This window comes from Xanthomonas sp. CFBP 8151 (assembly GCF_011761885.1).
GTDB lineage: Bacteria > Pseudomonadota > Gammaproteobacteria > Xanthomonadales > Xanthomonadaceae > Xanthomonas > Xanthomonas arboricola_B.
Map to the genome: position 1 here is coordinate 967,269 of NZ_JAASQZ010000002.1, position 16,666 is coordinate 983,934.

Consider the following 16,666-nt stretch of genomic DNA (forward strand, 5'->3'; position numbering starts at 1 on the left):
TCCTCAGTCGGCCTTGGTCGTGGCGCTGGCCGGCGCTGCGGGCGTCGGCGTGGCCGCACGCGCAGCGGCGGCAGGTGCACTCGGTGCGGCTGCAGCAGCTGCATTCGGCGCTGCCGCTGGGGTAGCTGTGGTGGCGGCCACCTCGCGCGTCTTCACCGACATGCCGACCTGGATCTTCTGCAGGCCCTGCACGATCACGCTCTCGCCCGCAGACAGCCCTTCGCTGACCACCCAGCGATCGCCCACCGCATCGCCGGTCTTGAGCACGCGTTGCGCCACCTTGCCGTCGGCGCCGACCACCATCGCCACCGCCTCGCCCTTGCTGTTGCGGGTGACGGCCTGCTGCGGCACCAGGATCGCCTGTTCGTCGACCGCCATCGACAGTACCGCCTTGACGTACATGCCGGGCAGCAATAGGTGGTCGGGGTTCGGAATCACCGCACGCAGTTTCACCGTGCCGGTGGTGGCATCCACCGCGGTGTCCACCACCTCCAGCGTGCCGGTGCGCGCGTAGGCAGTGCCGTCTTCCAGCAACAGCTGGACCTGGGCCTTGCCATCGACCGCCTTGAGCTGGCCGGCATCGAGCTTGCGCCGCAACTGCAGCAGCTGCGCGCTTGACTGGCTGACATCCACATAGATCGGATCGAGCTGATTGATGGTGGTCAGCACATCGGTCTGATCGGCGGTGACCAGCGCGCCGGGGGTAAAGCTCGAGGTGCCGATGCGGCCGCTGATCGGCGCGGTGATGCGGGTGAAATCCAGATTGAGCTTTGCGGTCTGCAACGCCGCCCTGGCTGCGGTGACTGCGGCCTCGTTCTGGCGCAAGGTGGCGGTGGCGTCATCGCCGTCCTGCTGGCTGACCGCATCGAGCTGGACCAGCGTCCGGTACCGCTGCGCCTTGGGCCTGGCCGACAACACCGCCGCTTCGGCCTGCGCCAGCTCGCCTTGCGCGGACGCGTAGGCGGCCTGGAACGGCGCCGGCTCGATCTGGTACAGCACCTGCCCGGCCTGCACCTGCTCGCCTTCGGTGAACAACCGCTTGCGCAGGATGCCGCCCACTTGCGGGCGCACCTGCGCGCTTTGGTAGGCCACGGTACGGCCGGGCAGCGTCTGGTCCAGCGCCAGGCGCTGCACGTCCACGCGTTGCACGCCCACTTCCACTTGCTGCTGCTGCGGCGCTTGCGCAGGCGAACACGCCGCCAGCGCGACGGTGATCATGGCGGCCAGCAGCCACTGACGCGGCACCATGGCAGAACGGGAGGAAGCAACGCAACGCATACGGCGCACCCGGAAGTGATCGGAGGATACGCACGCTACGCTGCGAATATGGAGCAAATTTGAAGATTTGCGTCGGCAGACAGCAGGCGCTTGCTTTCGGGGTTTAATGAAGTCCCAATACGGTTGTGCACGACACGCGCTGCACCCGCAGTCGCCGCTGCTGCAACCTGGCGCAACTGCAGCAAGCGCCCGTGCATGACCTCATTCGCAACAAGGTTGTCCCAGCCTCGATGAAACTCGGAATCACCGCCAAGCTCTTCCTCGCCATCCTCAGCGCCTGCATTGCAGTGCTGCTGATCAATGGCCTGGCCGGGCAGCTCTTGCTCAGGAAGCAGTTTCTCGATTATCTCAGCGAGCAGGGCGTCGAGCGGATGCTGGAAGTGTTGCCGCGCGTGCAGGCCGACTATGCCAAGCACGGCGACTGGAACTTCATCCGCGACAATCCCGACGCCTGGTTCGTGCTGATGCGCCCGGAGCTGCCGCAGAACCTGCCGCCGTACGCACCACCGATCTCCGATCAGACCGGCGCGGTGTTTCGTTTCGCGCTGCTCGATCGCGACTACCGCGTGATCATCGGCAACCCCAACGTCAGCCGCACCGACACGCTGCGCCCGGTGGCGGTGAACGGGCAGACGGTGGGCTGGATGGGCATGCTGCCCTTCGAGAAGGTGCTGACCGCCAACGACGCGCGCTTCTACCAGGCCCAGCAACGTCTGTGGTGGACCGTCGGTGCGGCGTCCATCGGGGTGGCCGCGCTGTTCGGCTGGTTGCTGTCGCGCACCTTGCTGCGGCGCGTGCGTAGCCTGACTGCGGCAACCCATCGCCTGGCGGCCGGCGACTACGGCACGCGACTGGAGGCGCGCATGCGCGATGAGCTCGACCAGCTCGCGCGCGACTTCAATCAGCTGGCGCAGGCGCTGGACAACAACGAACGCGCGCGTCGCGATTTCATGGCCGATGTCTCGCACGAGTTGCGCACGCCGCTGGCAGTGCTGCGCGCCGAGCTGGAAGCGCTGCAGGACGGCATCCGGCCGATGACGCGGGAATCGCTGACCTCGTTGCACCAGGAGGTCGGCCAGCTCGGCAAGCTGATCGAGGATCTCTACGATCTGTCGCTCACCGATGTCGGCGCACTGGCCTACCGGCGCGCACCGATCGATCTGAGCGTGGTGCTGCAGTCCACGTTGGCCGGCATGCACACGCGCATCGCCGCAGCCGGGCTCACGCTGCAGGCCCACGGCATCACTGCGCCCTTGCATGTCGACGGCGACGAGCGTCGCATGCAGCAGCTGCTGTCCAACCTGCTGGAAAACGCGTTGCGTTATACCGATGCCGGCGGCCAGTTGCGGGTGCAGTGCGCACGGCGCGCGCACCTGGTGGAGATCGTGATCGAAGACAGCGCGCCCGGCGTGCCGGCAGACAAGCTCGATCGCCTGTTCGAACGCTTCTACCGCGTGGAAGGCTCGCGCAATCGCGCCAGCGGCGGCAGCGGGCTGGGCCTGGCGATCTGCCGCAATATCGTCGGCGCACACGACGGCGAGATCCACGCCACGGCTTCGCCCCTGGGCGGCCTGCGCGTGACGCTGCAGCTGCCGGCCCTGGAGGCCTGATGGACGACACCGCCACCACCACAGCACCGAACGCACACGTGCTGATCGTCGAAGACGAACCGCGCCTGGCTGCAGTGCTGGGCGAGTATCTGCACGCGGCCGGCTATTCGCATCATTGGGTGGCCGATGGCGCGCTGGCGATTGCGGCGCTTCGCGCACAGGCGCCGGATCTGGTCCTGCTGGACCTGATGCTGCCCAATCGCGACGGTATGGACATCTGCCGCGAGCTGCGCAGCCTTGGCGCGGTGCCGGTGATCATGGTGACCGCGCGCGCCGAAGAGATCGACCGCCTGCTCGGGCTGGAGATCGGTGCCGACGACTACATCTGCAAGCCGTTCAGCCCGCGCGAGGTGATTGCCCGGGTGCGTGCGGTGCTGCGCCGCCACCGGCACGATCCCAACGCGGTGCCCACGCATGGATTGCTGATCGATGACGCCGCCTGCCGCGCCAGCGTGGCCGGGCGCGACCTGGACCTGACCCAGGTCGAGTTCCGCCTGCTGCGCACGCTGTGCGCGGCGCCGGGGCGTGTGTACTCGCGCGAACAGTTGATGGACCACGTGTATGTGGACCACCGCATCGTCACCGACCGCACCGTGGACAGCCACATCAAGAACCTGCGCCGCAAGCTGGCCGAGGTGGACGGCGAAGAATGGGTGCGCTCGGTCTACGGCGTGGGCTACCGCTTCGAGTATCTACCCACCGAAGCGTAATCAATATCAACCCCCTCGTAGGAGCGTGCCTGCGCGCGACGCATGACCGACACCCCAGCAACCACAGGCGCGCGACCACCAACACTCACACCTTCAACCAACGCGTCGAGACCGCCACCGCCACCATCAGCACCGCAACACCGAGCAAGGCGCCGACCAGGCCGATGCCATGCGCGGCGAATCCGATCAATGCCGGCCCGGCCAGGATGCCGGCGTAGCCCAGGGTGGTGACCGCGGTGATGGCGATGCTCTCCGGCATGCGCGTCTGGTTGCCGGCCAACGAGAACAGGGCCGGCACGATGTTGGCGCAGCCCAGGCCGACCAACACGTAACCGGCCAACGAGGCCTGCCACGGGCTCACCAGCGTGAGCACGCAGAAGCCCGCGCTGGCCAGCAGCGCGCCCACCACGATCGAGCGGATGCGCCCCAGGCGCTCCACCACCGCATCGCCCAGCAGACGCGTCACCGTCATGGTCAATGCAAACACCACATAACCCACGCCGGCGGTGCTCGGGTCGACCTGGTGCACATCGGCCAGGAACACCGAGCTCCAGTCCAGAATGGTGCCTTCGGCCAGGAACACCACAAACGCCAGGATGCCGATGAACAGCACGATACCCCTGGGCAGCGCCAGCAACGGCCCCTGTTGCGCCACGCGCTCGGTCCGCCAGTGGCGCACCGACGCCACCCCGACCAGGAGCATGGCGATCACCCCGGCGAGCGCCGCGCCCGGCGGGGAGACCTGCGCCGACAGCAGCAAGGTCATCGCGCCGGCACCGACGAAACCGCCGATGCTGAAGAACGCATGGAATCCCGACATCATCGCGCGCCCGGCATCGCGCTCGACCACCACCGCCTGCATGTTCATCGCGCAATCCATCGCGCCCACGCCGGCGCCGAACACGAACAGCACCGCACCCAGCAACCACGGATCGGCGACAACCGCCAGCAACGGCAGGCTCAGGCAGATCAGCGCCGCCGTCACCGCCATGACCGCACGGAAACCGAAGCGCGCCGACACCGCGCCGGCCAGCGGCATCGCCAGGAACGAGCCTGCTCCCAGGCACAGCAGGATCAGGCCAAGCGCGCCATCATCCACGCCGGTCCTAGCCTTGGCGAACGGCACCAGCACCGCCCAGACCGCGGCAGCAAAGCCGGGAATGAAGAACGCCGCGCGGGTGGCGTGCTGTTGCGCGCGAGCGCTGGAGCCGGGGACAAGCGACATGCAAACAATTCCAGGAGGAAGCGGCGAGGAGAGTGCGACGGTGGCACCAGGCCGGCGCGTGCGCTGGCCGGACCTGGCCCGGCCACCGCTCCATTGCGCGTGCTGCAACCGTCCGTGGGGATGTGCGACGGCGCTAGCGAAACACCACCGTGCGATGGCCATTGAGCACGATGCGGTGCTCGACATGGCGACGCACCGCACGCGCAAGCACCAGCGACTCGGTATCGCTGCCCAGCCGCACCAGATCGCGCGGTGTCATCGCGTGATCCACGCGTGCCACGTCCTGTTCGATGATCGGGCCTTCGTCCAGATCTTCGGTGACGTAATGCGCGGTGGCGCCGATGATCTTGACGCCGCGTGCGTGCGCCTGGTGATACGGCTGCGCGCCCTTGAAGCTGGGCAGGAAGCTGTGATGGATATTGATCGCCCGCCCCGCCAATGCGCGGCACACCTCGGGCGAAAGAATCTGCATGTAGCGCGCCAGCACCACCAGATCGATCTGCAGCGCCTCGACCAGCGCAAGCAACTGCGCTTCCTGCGCGGCGCGCGTGTCGGCGCTCACCGGCAGATGGTGGAAGGCGATGCCGTAGGAGGCGGCCAGCGGCGCGAAGTCGGCGTGGTTGGACACCACCGCCGCGATATCCACCGGCAATTGCCGGCTGTGCATGCGGAACAGCAGATCGTTGAGGCAATGCCCCTGCTTGCTCACCAGCACCAGCAAGCGCGCGCGGCGGCGCGCATCGTGCAGCTGCCAGTCCATCCGGAATTCATCGGCCAGCTGCGCAAAACGGCGTTCCAGCCCGGCAATGTCGGTGCCCGGCGGCTTGTCGAAGTGCACGCGCAGGAAGAAGCGGCCACTTTCGTCGTCGCCGAACTGCTGTGCGTCGAGAATGTTGCAGGCCAGGTCGAACAGCAGCCCGGTCACGCGATAGACGATGCCGGTGCGGTCGGGGCAGGACAGGGTGAGGATGTAGTCGGAGCGCATCGGCACAATGATAGCCAATGCGCCTGGCTGCGGGCGCAGTGCTTGCGCCCGTAACTTTCCGCTGCGACTCAGCGCGGCGGCAGGCGCAGCATCAGCCGCCGATTGATCTCGTCCAGTTGCGCCATCGAGGCCTCCACCGAGGTCTCCATCGCTTCCTGGGTGGTGATGTGCGCGCGCAGATGCGCCGGGTCGGCCAGTTCGCCACGCACCAGAAACACGTTCTCGCCCACCTCGCCGACGTGCCGGCTGAGCACCACGTAATCCACCTGGTCAAAGCCATGCTGCTTGGCCAGCGGCAGCAGGCGCGCGGCCATGCGGACGCTGGCTTCGTCGGTGGGTTTGTTCAACTCGGCATCGAGCGCGGCCACCGCTTCGCGGATCTGCGCGAACAGATAGTGGTCCGGATGGTCGGGGTGGTCCGGGCCCACCGGGCCCTGGTCGACGACCGGTACGGCGGTCATCGTGTACCACCGGCGCAGGTCGGTGCGCGCGGTGTGCGCGCGGTCGAACCGCGCGTGTTATGCAGGTGTCGCATCGCATCCTCCCTGGAGCGGCGGCTGTCACGAGCCGGCATTTTAGAAGGTCTGCTGCATGTTGGGGTGAGCACGAGGTGGGCTGTGTTGCTGTGAAGCGAAGGGGCCTGAGAGCGGGTAGCAGATGTAGCTGACGGTGTGCGAAATCTGCTGCACGTGTGCGTCGCCTCGTCCGCTCACCCCAACCCCTCTCCGCGCCCCTCTTCGCGCGCCGGCCTGCGCTGGCAGCGCGGGCGCTCCAAGGCGCGCGCGCCAGTGACGCGCAAGCCGTGTCGTCCCACCCCGCCGGGGGAGCGGCTAGCTCCGCTTTGCGGAGGCTGCGATCAGGCCTGCCCGGCCCGCCGCGCCGACACCTCTGCCAGCACGGCCCAGTCGGCGTTGCCGTCGCCATGCGCGATGGCCTCGTCCAGGCCGGCGCGCAGCAACTCGCCCAGCGGCATCGGCACCTGCTTGTCCGCGCCGGCCTGGATTGCCAGATCCACGTCCTTGCGGCCCAGGGTGGCGGTGAAGCCGGCCGGCAGGTAGTCGCGCTGCATGATCAGGCGGCCGTAGCCCTGGTATGCAGGCGCAGCGAACAAGGTGCTGGTGAGCATGCCCAGGAACTGGGTGGCGTCCACACCGTGGCCGCGTGCCAGCGCGCTGGCTTCGGCCATCGCGCCGATCGCGCTGGCCAGGCAGAAGTTGGCCGCCAGCTTGACCGCGTTGGCCTGCTCGGGGGTGCGGCCGATCTCCCAGGTGCGTTGACCGAGCACATCGAACATCGGCTGCACCCGCGCCAGCGCCGCCTCGTCTCCGGCGGCCAAAATGTTGAGCTTGCCGGCTTCGGCCACATCGACCCGGCCGAGCACCGGTGCGGCCACGTAGGCCACGCCGCGCTCGGCATGCAGGGCGGTCAGCTCGTGCGCCAGTGCCACCGAGATGGTGGCCATGTTGACGTGCACGCTGCCGGCCGGCAGCGCGTCCAGCACGCCTTGCTCCAGCACGGTGGCACGCACCGCGTTGTCGTCGGCCAGCATCGAAAACAGCAACGGGCCGTGCGCGGCGTCGCGCGGCGCATCCATCACCGTGGCACCGGCCTCGCGCAGCGACTGCGCGCGCTGCGGCGAGCGATTCCACACACTCAGTTCGAAACCGCCGCGCAGCAGGTTGTGCGCCATCGGCAGGCCCATCGTCCCCAAGCCCAGAAATCCTATCGGCATGCGTTGTCCTTGTTCGTTATGACGTCTATCGGATGGATCAGCTGGCGAATACGCCACGCGCATCGCGTGGCTCGCAGCGCAGGTATTGCGGCGAGGGCGTGACCGATGCGCCAAGTGCGGCGGCGGCATGCCAGGGCCAGCGCGGGTCGTACAGGATGCCGCGCGCCAGCGCGATCGCATCGGCCTGGCCGTCCTGCAGGATCGCCTCGGCCTGCGCCGGCTCGGTGATCAGGCCCACACCGATCACCGGCGTGTTGACCTGCGCCTTGATCTGCTGCGCAAACGGAATCTGATAGCCCGCCTGCACCGGAATCTGCTGGCGCGGATCCAGCCCGCCGCTGGAGACATGGATGTAGTGCGCACCGCGCGCATCCAGCGCCTTGGACAGCGCGATGCTCTGCTCGATATCCCAGCCGCCCTCCACCCAATCGGTGGCCGAGATGCGCACGCCGATGGCAATCTTGTCCGACACCGCTGCGCGCACCGCGTCGAAGATGCGCAGCGTCAGCCGCATGCGGTTTTCCAGCGAACCGCCATACGCATCGCTGCGCCGATTGCTCAGCGGCGACAGGAACTGATGCATCAGATAGCCATGCGCGGCATGCAGCTCGATCAGCGCCAGGCCCAGGCGTTCGGCACGCTGTGCCGCATCGACAAAGGCCTGTACCACCGCATCGATGCCGGCCTCGTCCAGTGCCTGCGGCAACGGCTGACCGTCACGGAACGCCAGCGCCGATGCGGACACGGTCTGCCAGCCATGCGCGTGCTCCGGTGCGATCGCCTCGCCGCCGTTCCACGGCAGATCGGTGGAGGCCTTGCGCCCGGCGTGCGCCAGTTGGATGCCGATCGGCATCGGCGACCACCGCCGGACCGCGTCCAGCACCTCGGCCAGCGCCTGCTCGGTGGCATCGTCGTACAAGCCAAGGTCGGCATAGGAGATGCGCCCCTGCGGCTGCACCGCGGCCGCTTCCAGGATCAGCAGGCCGGCACCGGATTGCGACAAGGTGCCCAGATGGATGCGGTGCCAGTCGCTGGCGCGGCCGTCCTGTGCGGAGTACTGGCACATCGGGGCGATGACGATCCGGTTGGCGAGCGCAAGCGGACCGAAGCGGATGGGGGAGAACAGCTGGCTCAAGGGGGCATCCACAGATGACACGGGGGGTGCCCATTGCACTGCGCAGCGCGCGTGGACACAACCGCTGCGATGGATCACTGCGTCATGCCGGGCGCGCGCTGTTGTCATTGACGCTGCGTGCACGCAGCGGATCGAACGGGGTGTGCAGGAACGCCAGCGCCTGCGCGCACGACTGTTCCACCTTCAGGCTGAGCAGCTCGTCCGCACGGGTGCGCCCGAAGTTGAGCGCGGCGATCGGCAGGCCGTTGCGTGCAGCGGTCTGCACGAAACGAAAGCCCGAATACACCATCAGCGACGAGCCCACCACCAGCACCGCATCGGCCGCCTGCAGATGCGCAAATGCACGCTCCACGCGCTCGCGCGGCACGTTCTCGCCAAAGAACACCACATCCGGCTTCAGCACGCCGCCGCACACCGGGCACGGCGGCACCGCAAAGCTGTCGAAAGCCACATCGTCCAGGTCCGCATCGCCATCGGGCGCCTGCGCCGCGTCCAGGTCGGCCCAGCCGGGGTTGGCCTGCTCGAGCAGCCGCTGGAATTCGGTACGGGGCATGCGCCGCTCGCAGCCCATGCAACGCACCACATCGAGCCGGCCATGCAGATCGATCACCGCCTGACTGCCGGCCGCCTGGTGCAGGCGATCCACGTTTTGCGTGAGCAGCACTTCCAACTGGCCACGCGCTTCCAGTGCAGCCAGTGCGTGATGGGTGGCATTGGGTTGCGCCAAACCGAAACGCGGCCAGCCGACCAGACTGCGCGCCCAGTAGCGCTGCCGCGTGGACAACTCGCCCATGAACGCCTGGAACGTCACCGGTTGCGGACGCTTCCAGCCGCCTTGCAGATCGCGGTAATCGGGAATGCCCGAATCGGTGCTGCAGCCGGCGCCGGTAAGCACGAACAGGCGCCGATGGCGCTCGACGAAGTCCTGCAGCGCGCGGGGGTCTTGGGTAGGGACAGCAGTCATCTGGTAAGTCCGGAAGCGACGGGATCACTTTGCACCAGCGGCAAACGGTTTGCCCGCTGCGGCGCGGCGTCGACGGTGGGAACGGTTCGGCTTGCGCGAAGCGCGTCGCACTGTCGCATGACGCACGGCCGCCGCCGCGTGCGGGTCAGGACGTTGTACGCGCCACGCACCGGACCGGATGCATCCGTGAAGCCGGTACGGCATCACGCCGCGGCCGCGCGCAACTGTTTCAACCCATCGGCGCTGCGGGCCAGGGACGCTGACGCTCAGTGTGCAACCCGCGCCTGCTCGACAAACTGCACCAGGTCCCGATTGAAGCGCACGCTGTCCTCCAGGAATGGCGCGTGACCTGCATCTGGGTAGAGACGCGCCTGCGCACGCGGCTGCAGCTGCCGTGCACGCGCCAGCGTCGGCCCGGTGCTCACCAGTGCATCGCGTGCGCCGTACATCAGCAACACCGGCAGCTGTGTGCGTTGCAGCCCGGCGACGTCGATCGACATGCCCTGCACGGCACGCTGCATGTCCCACGAGGCCAGTGACGCATTGGCCAGCAAGGTGGCGAACACCGGCGCAGGCGGCTGGGTGGCAAAACACAGCCGCAGGAAGTCCTGCACCGCCTGCAGGTGCGTACGCAGGTCGTCGGAGACCAGATCGCGATAGATCGCCGGATGCGCGCCCAGCTGTTCTGCACGCAATTCGATTACGCCGTCGACATACACCACGCCACCAAGCCCCGCATCGCCATGGCGGGTGAGGTAGTTGCTGATCACCGCACCGCCCAGCGACCAACCCACCAGCACCGCATCGCGTGCGTTTGCGCCCTTCAACACGGCGGCAAGGTCGTCGGCCCAGCGCATGCCTTCCCGATACGCGGACGCTGCGGCCGGTTTGCCGGACAGCCCATGCCCGCGCAGGTCGTAGGTGATCAGTCGATAGCGTTGCAGGCGCGGATCGGCCAGCTACGCGTCCCAATCGATGCGGCTGCCGAGCAGGCCGTGCACGAACACGATTGCCCGGCCATCGGCGGCGCCATGCTCCTGCACCGCCAGGGTCACGCCGTCGGGCGCGGTAACGGTGTAGCTGCGGGAAGCCGGGGTGTCCGCCGGGACCGCCGCAGCCAAGGTTGCAAGGACCAGCAGCAGGCAGGCCAGCAGGCAGCGCATCGGCAACACGCCAATGACGGGAAGAAAGCGAACAGGCATCGGAGTGAGCTCCAGACAATGGGAGCCTGCATCCTCGCGCCTCACACCAATGTGAGGGTCAAGCGTTACGTGCAACGTATGCTGGGCGCATGGCCACATCGTCCGAACCATCGCTGAGCATTGGCGCGCTGGCGCTGCAGACCGGCGCCAGCGTGCGCTCGCTTCGCCACTACGACGCGCATGGCCTGCTGACCTCCTCGCGCAGCGCCAATGGCTATCGGGTGTTTCCCGCCGCCTGCGTTGCACAGGTGCGGCAGATTCAGCGGCTGATCGCCACCGGCTTCAGCCTGGACGACATCCTCGGCTTCCCCGATTGCATGCGCCTGGTGGAAGGCGCGCAGATGTGCCCGGAAACCGCGCAGGCGCATCGGGCACGCTTGCAGCTGATCGAGCGCCAGCTGGCCGACCTGGAACGGCGCCGTGCGCGTTTGCTGGAAACCCTGGCGCAGGGTGCGGCGGATGCAGTGGCCACGCTGCCGCCTGCAGCGCAGACCAAACGCAGCAAGCGGGCGCGCTAGAGCGGCTGACGAATACCGCGCAGTCGTGGTGTCAGTCGCTCTTGGACGCGTCGGCCGATCTGCGTCACTCGCCGCGTGCAGGATGCGGCGCAAGGCGTCCATAGGGCCGCGCGTCGTCGGCGCGCTGGCGCAGCACGTAGGCCGCCGCGAAGGCGAGCGCCAACAACGTCAGGCACATGCCGACCAGCGCACCCCAGCCGCCGTGTTGCCAGAACCAGCCGCCGAGCGCGCCGATCACACTGGAACCGGCGTAATACGCCAGCAGATACAGCGATGCGGCGTGGCTGCGGTGCGCGCCGCCGAGCCGGCTCACCCACGCGCTGGCCGCCGAATGCGCAATGAAAAAGCCGATCGTCAGCAACACGATGCCGCCTACCACCAGCGCCAGCACATGTGCCAGGGTCAGCGCCACGCCGAGGATGCACAGCACGATGCCGGTGGTCACCACCGGGCCGCGCCCGAAGCGATCCGATGCCGCACCGGCCACCGACGAACTGACGATGCCGAACACATAGGCGCTGAAGATCATGCCGATCTGGCTCTGGCTCAAGCCGAATTCCGGCCCGCCCAGCCGAAAGCCCGCATAGTTGTAGAGGCACACGAACACGCCCATCAACAGGAACGGCAGCGCGAACAGGAACGGCAGGTTGCGGTCGCGCAGATGCCCGGCCCAGGCGCGCAGATGGAAGCGCAGGTTGATGCCGTGCCGGCGCACGAAGTTGCGCGACGGCGGCAGCAACCAGAAGAACGCCAGCGCGCACAGCAGGTCGAACACGCTCAACACCGCCAGTGCGGTGCGCCAGTCGTAGTGATCGGTCAGCACGCTCATCACGATGCGCCCGCTCATGCCGCCGAAGGCATTGCCGGCCACATACAGGCCGGTGGCCGCGCCCATCTTGTTGGCCGGCAGTTCCTCGCCCAGATACACCATCGCCACCGCCGGCACCCCGCCCAGCGCGATACCGGACAAGGTGCGCACCAGTACCAGCGCGCCCCAGTGCGGCAGAAAGGCGGCGATCAGGTTCAACAGCGCGGCCAGCGCGATCGACACGAACATCAGACCGCGCCGGCCCAGGTTCTCCGACACGGCGCCGGCGCAGAAGATCGCCAGCGCCAGCGCACCGGTGGCCAGCGACAGCGGCAGCGAGGCGCTGGCCGCGTCCACATCGAAGACGCGCGCAAACTCAGGCAGCACCGGCTGCACGCTGTACAGCAGCGAAAAGGTGGCGAAGCCGGCCAGGAACAGGGCCAGGCGGATGCGGCCGCTGGCCGGCGCATCCGCGGCGGCTGCGTTGTCGGCAGGGCCGGCGGTGGCGCCCGGCAGGCGGCCGGTGCGGCGATCAGGAGAGGACACGGAAGCAGCGACGAGACACGGGACGGCGAGTATTCGCCTGCCATGACCCCCTGTCCAATATATGATGCTTGCAGTTGCCATATGCAGAACAGATAGCATGGAACTCCGCCACCTGCGCTACTTCCTCGCCGTTGCCGAGGAGGGCAACTTCACCCGCGCCGCAGCGCGGGTCGGCATCGGCCAGCCGCCGTTAAGCCAGCAGATCCAGGCGCTGGAGCGCGATCTGGGCACGCCGCTGTTCCGGCGCACCCACAGCGGCGCCGAGTTGACTCCGGCCGGCGAGGCGTTCCTGGTCGAGGTGCGTCGCGTGCTCGCCGATGTAGAGCGCGCTGCGGAAACCGCACGGCGGGTGGCGCGCGGTGAATCCGGCCGGCTGCGGCTAGGCTTCACCGCCTCGGCCGCATTCAACCCGGTGGTGTCGCACCTGATCCGCGACTTTCGCCGACAATGGCCGCAGGTCGAGTTGCTACTGGAAGAAACCAACACTGCCGGGCTGCTGCTGGCCCTGGCCGATGGCCGCCTGGACGCGGCCTTTGTGCGCTACGGCCTGAGCACGCCGCCCGACCTGCAACTGCTGCGCTTTGCCGACGAACCGATGAAAATCGCCGTGCCTACCGCGCATCGCCTGGCCGCCCGCAACCGCGCGCCGCTGGCCGCGCTGGCGGGCGAACCGTTCATCCTGTTCCCGCGCAGCTTCGGCTCCAGCCTGTACGACGAGATCCTCGCCGCCTGCCGGCAATCCGGCGTGACCCTGCGCATCACCCAGGAGGCGCCGCAGATGTCGTCCATCGTCAACTTGGTCGCCGCCGAGCTGGGCGTGTCGGTGGTGCCGGCCTCCACCGCGCAGCTGCAGCTGCCCGGCGTGCGCTATCTGGATATCGAAGGCCAGATGCCGCGGGCCCGGCTGGCCCTGGCAGTCGCGCCGGGCGCCCTGGACACCGCGCCGCTGGTGCGGCATCTGTGGGCGCTGGCGGACGTGCTGTGAGCCTGGGTGGTCTTGAGCCGACAGCACGGTTTTTGTAGGAGCGCACCCGTGCGCGATGTGGCTCTCCCGGTAACGCCCTCGCGCACAAGTGCGCTCCTACACCTGCTCATGCGGAAAGATGTTGGATTGCGTTGCCCGCCATCAGCGATGGCGCTGGTTCTCTTGCGCCGAGGTCTGATCGACACACCCTCAGCCACACCAGCGGCCGTTGATCCTTTGGATGCGCACATGCCCGCGATGCTGTTTGCGTGGCGACATCATCGCGGCCAGGGCCTTCGCTGCAGACAGCATGCACGTTGCCTGCGCACGCACGTGCCCTGCCGAATCAGTGCACGCCATTCCGGCACACCGCTTGACCTCAACCGCGATTGAGGTCGTTCAATGCCTGCACCTTCCATCACCTGCGCCCACCATGCATCTTCGCCATCTGTTGCTGCCCTGCCTGGACCCCGACCTCAGCCTGCGCTTCTACCGCGAGGTGCTGCAGCTGCCGCAGCACGGCAGCACCATTCGCATCGGCTGGAGCAGCCTGGAATGCGTGCAGGCGCAGCAGCCGGTGGGCAGCGTGCATCTGGCGTTCAACGTGGCGCCGTCGCGCTTCGACGCCGCTACGCAATGGATCGGCGCACGCAGCACCCTGCTTGCCGATCCACACGGCCGTCGGCAGTTCCAACTGGACGGCGTATGGCAGTCGCAATCGGTGTATTTCGCCGGCCCCGATGGCGCGGTACTCGAGTTGATCGCGCGTCGGGCGGTGCAGGACGTGGCCACCGGCGACGGTGCGTTCCACGGCGACGAGTTGCTCTGTGTGAGCGAGATCGGGTTACCCAGCAACGATGTCGCAGTGGTGACCAGCAGCGTCGCCCATCACTTCGGCGTGCGGCCGTTTGCGCCGGTGCTCGAGGGTTTTGCCGCGCTGGGCGACGATGATGGCCTGTTGATCGTGGTCGATCAGGCGCGGCGCTGGTTTCCGCAACAGCGGCAGCTGCCATGGGCCACCGGCGTGCGGGTCAGCGTGGATGCACCGCAACCGGGGCTGCGTTTGCGCGATGCGCAGGGCTGGGAGTTGCTGGCGGCGTGAGCGCCCACGCCGCGCAGGTCATGCCGCGGCTGCAGGCGCGGGCAGGCGGAAGAACGTACGCGCCGCCGCGGTGCTGTTGGCCGCGGTCAGCGCCACGTCCTCGCCGCGATCGCGCGCGAGTTCTTCGACGATATGCGACAGGAACATCGGCTCGTTGCGGCGGTCCTTGGGCATCGGTTTGAGGGTGCGCGGCAGCAGGTACGGCGCGTCGGTTTCGATCATCAACCGGTTGGCCGGGATGTTGCGCACCAGCTCGCGCAGATGCACGCCGCGGCGCTCGTCGCACAGCCAGCCGGTGATGCCGATGTAGTAATCGCGGTCCAGGTAGTCGAACAGCTCTTCTCGGGTACCGGTGAAGCAATGCACCACCGCCGGGCCCAGGCGGCCGTCGAAGCTGCGCATGATCGACAGGAAATCGTCGTGCGCTTCGCGTTGATGCAGGAACAGCGGTTTGCCGTTGTCGGCAGCCAGTTGCAGCTGGCGCTCGAAGGCCTTGTGCTGGGCCGGACGCGGGGCGAAATCGCGGAAGTAATCCAGCCCGCATTCGCCCACCGCCACCACCTGCGGGTGCGCCTGCAGCGTGCGCATTTCGGCCTCGCATTCGGCGGTGAACTCCACCGCGTGGTGCGGGTGCACACCGGCGGTGGCGTAGAGGAATCCGGGATGCTGCTGGGCCAGCTGCAAGGCCAGCGGCGAATGCTCGCGGCTGGCGCCGGTGATCACCAAGTGCGCAACGCCGGCGTCGCGTGCGCGTTGCAGCACCGCGTCGCGGTCGCGGTCGAAGGAGTCGTGGGTGAGGTTGGCGCCGATATCGATCAACTGCATGCTGCGGTGTCGTGTGGGGAGAGCCGGGCAAGTGTAACGAGTGGGGGTTGGCCGCGCTCGCAGAGCGGCTACTCCACCACCGGCACCACCATCGCATCGATCTTCGCCGCCAGCGCCTGGATCGTCAGTAGCGCCGAGCGCGACAGCTGCCGCTGCGGGGCAACGCACAGCGCCAGCGTCATCGGCTTGGTCAGGTGGCGGCGGAACGGCACGAATGCCAGGCGGCCGTCGGCCACATCCGGCGCGGCGTCCAGCCACGACATCAGGCCCACGCCGGCACCGGCACGCACCAACCCGCGCAGCGTGCGCACATCGTTGCAGTGGGTCAGCCGCTTCACGTCGATGTGCTGGCGCTGGTACAGCACCTTGGCATGCTCGCCGACGATCAGCGGGGCGGCCGGCAGCAGCAGGCGGTGTTCCAGCGTTTCGCTCAGCTGCAGCTCGCGACGGGTGCTGAGCGGGTGGCCGACCGGCATCGCAATGCCCAACGGGATGTCGGCAAATGCGCGCACCTCCAGGTCCACGCTGCTCACCGGGTCCAGCAGCAGGCCGATGTCCACATCGGCCGAGGTCACCATTTCCATCACCCGCTGGTTGCGCGCGGTGGACAGGTTGAAGGTGATGCCGGGGTATTCCTGCACCAGCGCCGCCACCGCCGCCGGCACCACGCCCTCGCTGAGCGCGTCGATCATGGCGATCTCCACATGCCCGCGGCGCAGCCCCTTGAGCTCGTCGAAGCGCTCCAGGGTGCGCGCGTAGGCCTTCTCCCAGCCGCGTACGTCCACCAGCAGCAGCTCGCCGGCCGCGGTCAGCCGCAAGCGGCCCGGCAGGCGTTCGAACAGCTGCGCGCCCAGCTCTTCCTCGGCCTTGAGGATCTGCCGGTCGATCGCCGACGCCGACACGTGCAGCACGTCGGAGGCCTTGCGGATGCTGCCGCAGCGGGCCACTTCGATGAAGTAACGGGTGAAGCGGGAAAAGGTCAGCATGCGGCAGGGCTCGGTTGGCGTTGCATTTTTTGCAATGGCTTGGCTGAAAATCGATGTTTGATAACACACCCCCGGC

15 protein-coding genes and 1 pseudogene are annotated in these 16,666 nt (G+C 67.9%); 5 read left to right on the forward strand and 11 right to left on the reverse strand.

The genetic code is table 11. The features are described 5' to 3' along the window. Positions 1-3: 3 nt before the first annotated feature. Positions 4-1,248, reverse strand: coding sequence for an efflux RND transporter periplasmic adaptor subunit (locus tag FHT08_RS12095; RefSeq protein WP_166775198.1), 1,245 nt, complete (start codon positions 1,246-1,248; stop codon positions 4-6). Between the two features lie 260 nt (positions 1,249-1,508). On the opposite strand from FHT08_RS12095, the gene baeS reads away from it, so the two are divergent. Next, positions 1,509-2,888 carry a sensor histidine kinase efflux regulator BaeS gene (gene baeS, locus FHT08_RS12100; protein WP_166775199.1) on the forward strand — a complete coding sequence of 460 codons (1,380 nt, stop codon included), beginning with the start codon at positions 1,509-1,511 and terminating at the stop codon, positions 2,886-2,888. Next, complete coding sequence (locus tag FHT08_RS12105) at positions 2,888-3,598, forward strand: response regulator (RefSeq protein ID WP_166775200.1); 711 nt, start codon at positions 2,888-2,890, stop codon at positions 3,596-3,598. Before baeS ends, FHT08_RS12105 begins: the two co-directional genes overlap by 1 nt. A gap of 85 nt (positions 3,599-3,683) precedes the next feature. Here FHT08_RS12105 and FHT08_RS12110 read toward each other — a convergent pair whose 3' ends face one another. From FHT08_RS12110 to FHT08_RS12140, 7 genes and pseudogenes are all read right to left on the reverse strand, one after another. Then, a complete protein-coding gene (locus FHT08_RS12110; protein WP_104607081.1) occupies positions 3,684-4,823 on the reverse strand; it encodes an MFS transporter in 1,140 nt (379 codons plus the stop codon). A gap of 133 nt (positions 4,824-4,956) precedes the next feature. Beyond that, positions 4,957-5,808, reverse strand: coding sequence for a formyltetrahydrofolate deformylase (gene purU / locus FHT08_RS12115; RefSeq protein WP_166775473.1), 852 nt, complete (start codon positions 5,806-5,808; stop codon positions 4,957-4,959). Between the two features lie 68 nt (positions 5,809-5,876). Further along, positions 5,877-6,269, reverse strand: coding sequence for an XVIPCD domain-containing protein (locus FHT08_RS12120; protein ID WP_166775201.1), 393 nt, complete (start codon positions 6,267-6,269; stop codon positions 5,877-5,879). Between the two features lie 395 nt (positions 6,270-6,664). After that, positions 6,665-7,540, reverse strand: a complete 876-nt coding sequence (locus tag FHT08_RS12125; RefSeq protein ID WP_166775202.1) for an NAD(P)-dependent oxidoreductase — start codon at positions 7,538-7,540, stop codon at positions 6,665-6,667. A 37-nt stretch (positions 7,541-7,577) separates the two neighbouring features. After that, on the reverse strand, positions 7,578-8,696 hold the full coding sequence (locus FHT08_RS12130; RefSeq protein WP_166775203.1) for an NADH:flavin oxidoreductase/NADH oxidase: 1,119 nt from the start codon (positions 8,694-8,696) through the stop codon (positions 7,578-7,580). 61 nt (positions 8,697-8,757) lie between these two features. Beyond that, positions 8,758-9,639 (reverse strand): NAD-dependent protein deacetylase, encoded by an 882-nt coding sequence (locus tag FHT08_RS12135; protein ID WP_166775204.1) that lies wholly within the window; start codon positions 9,637-9,639, stop codon positions 8,758-8,760. Between the two features lie 266 nt (positions 9,640-9,905). Next, positions 9,906-10,841 (reverse strand): annotated as a pseudogene (locus FHT08_RS12140) (alpha/beta hydrolase). 89 nt (positions 10,842-10,930) lie between these two features. Between FHT08_RS12140 and FHT08_RS12145 the strand changes: the two are divergent. Beyond that, a complete protein-coding gene (locus FHT08_RS12145) occupies positions 10,931-11,359 on the forward strand; it encodes a MerR family transcriptional regulator (RefSeq protein ID WP_166775205.1) in 429 nt (142 codons plus the stop codon). 64 nt (positions 11,360-11,423) lie between these two features. Here the strand turns inward: FHT08_RS12145 and FHT08_RS12150 are convergent, their stop codons facing one another. Then, complete coding sequence (locus FHT08_RS12150; RefSeq protein WP_166775474.1) at positions 11,424-12,794, reverse strand: MFS transporter; 1,371 nt, start codon at positions 12,792-12,794, stop codon at positions 11,424-11,426. A 16-nt stretch (positions 12,795-12,810) separates the two neighbouring features. Between FHT08_RS12150 and FHT08_RS12155 the strand changes: the two genes are divergently transcribed. Beyond that, positions 12,811-13,698, forward strand: a complete 888-nt coding sequence (locus FHT08_RS12155) for a LysR family transcriptional regulator (protein ID WP_166775206.1) — start codon at positions 12,811-12,813, stop codon at positions 13,696-13,698. 412 nt (positions 13,699-14,110) lie between these two features. Beyond that, a complete protein-coding gene (locus tag FHT08_RS12160) occupies positions 14,111-14,779 on the forward strand; it encodes a hypothetical protein (RefSeq protein WP_166775207.1) in 669 nt (222 codons plus the stop codon). A gap of 18 nt (positions 14,780-14,797) precedes the next feature. Here FHT08_RS12160 and FHT08_RS12165 read toward each other — a convergent pair whose 3' ends face one another. Together FHT08_RS12165 and FHT08_RS12170 are read right to left on the reverse strand one after the other, a co-directional pair. Further along, a complete protein-coding gene (locus FHT08_RS12165; RefSeq protein ID WP_166775208.1) occupies positions 14,798-15,604 on the reverse strand; it encodes a TatD family hydrolase in 807 nt (268 codons plus the stop codon). A 68-nt stretch (positions 15,605-15,672) separates the two neighbouring features. Further along, positions 15,673-16,590: a LysR family transcriptional regulator gene (locus tag FHT08_RS12170; protein ID WP_104607090.1), complete on the reverse strand. Its 918-nt coding sequence runs from the start codon at positions 16,588-16,590 to the stop codon at positions 15,673-15,675. Between the last annotated feature and the right edge of the window lie 76 nt (positions 16,591-16,666).

What these genes read in the sequence shown, in the direction of transcription:
- FHT08_RS12095 (WP_166775198.1), bottom strand. Translation starts at nt 1,248, where the DNA reads ATGGTGCCGCGTCAGTGGCTGCTGGCCGCCATGATCACCGTCGCGCTG.
- baeS (WP_166775199.1), top strand. Translation starts at nt 1,509, where the DNA reads ATGAAACTCGGAATCACCGCCAAGCTCTTCCTCGCCATCCTCAGCGCC.
- FHT08_RS12105 (WP_166775200.1), top strand. Translation starts at nt 2,888, where the DNA reads ATGGACGACACCGCCACCACCACAGCACCGAACGCACACGTGCTGATC.
- FHT08_RS12110 (WP_104607081.1), bottom strand. Translation starts at nt 4,823, where the DNA reads ATGTCGCTTGTCCCCGGCTCCAGCGCTCGCGCGCAACAGCACGCCACC.
- purU (WP_166775473.1), bottom strand. Translation starts at nt 5,808, where the DNA reads ATGCGCTCCGACTACATCCTCACCCTGTCCTGCCCCGACCGCACCGGC.
- FHT08_RS12120 (WP_166775201.1), bottom strand. Translation starts at nt 6,269, where the DNA reads ATGACCGCCGTACCGGTCGTCGACCAGGGCCCGGTGGGCCCGGACCAC.
- FHT08_RS12125 (WP_166775202.1), bottom strand. Translation starts at nt 7,540, where the DNA reads ATGCCGATAGGATTTCTGGGCTTGGGGACGATGGGCCTGCCGATGGCG.
- FHT08_RS12135 (WP_166775204.1), bottom strand. Translation starts at nt 9,639, where the DNA reads ATGACTGCTGTCCCTACCCAAGACCCCCGCGCGCTGCAGGACTTCGTC.
- FHT08_RS12145 (WP_166775205.1), top strand. Translation starts at nt 10,931, where the DNA reads ATGGCCACATCGTCCGAACCATCGCTGAGCATTGGCGCGCTGGCGCTG.
- FHT08_RS12150 (WP_166775474.1), bottom strand. Translation starts at nt 12,794, where the DNA reads ATGGCAACTGCAAGCATCATATATTGGACAGGGGGTCATGGCAGGCGA.
- FHT08_RS12155 (WP_166775206.1), top strand. Translation starts at nt 12,811, where the DNA reads ATGGAACTCCGCCACCTGCGCTACTTCCTCGCCGTTGCCGAGGAGGGC.
- FHT08_RS12160 (WP_166775207.1), top strand. Translation starts at nt 14,111, where the DNA reads ATGCATCTTCGCCATCTGTTGCTGCCCTGCCTGGACCCCGACCTCAGC.
- FHT08_RS12165 (WP_166775208.1), bottom strand. Translation starts at nt 15,604, where the DNA reads ATGCAGTTGATCGATATCGGCGCCAACCTCACCCACGACTCCTTCGAC.
- FHT08_RS12170 (WP_104607090.1), bottom strand. Translation starts at nt 16,590, where the DNA reads ATGCTGACCTTTTCCCGCTTCACCCGTTACTTCATCGAAGTGGCCCGC.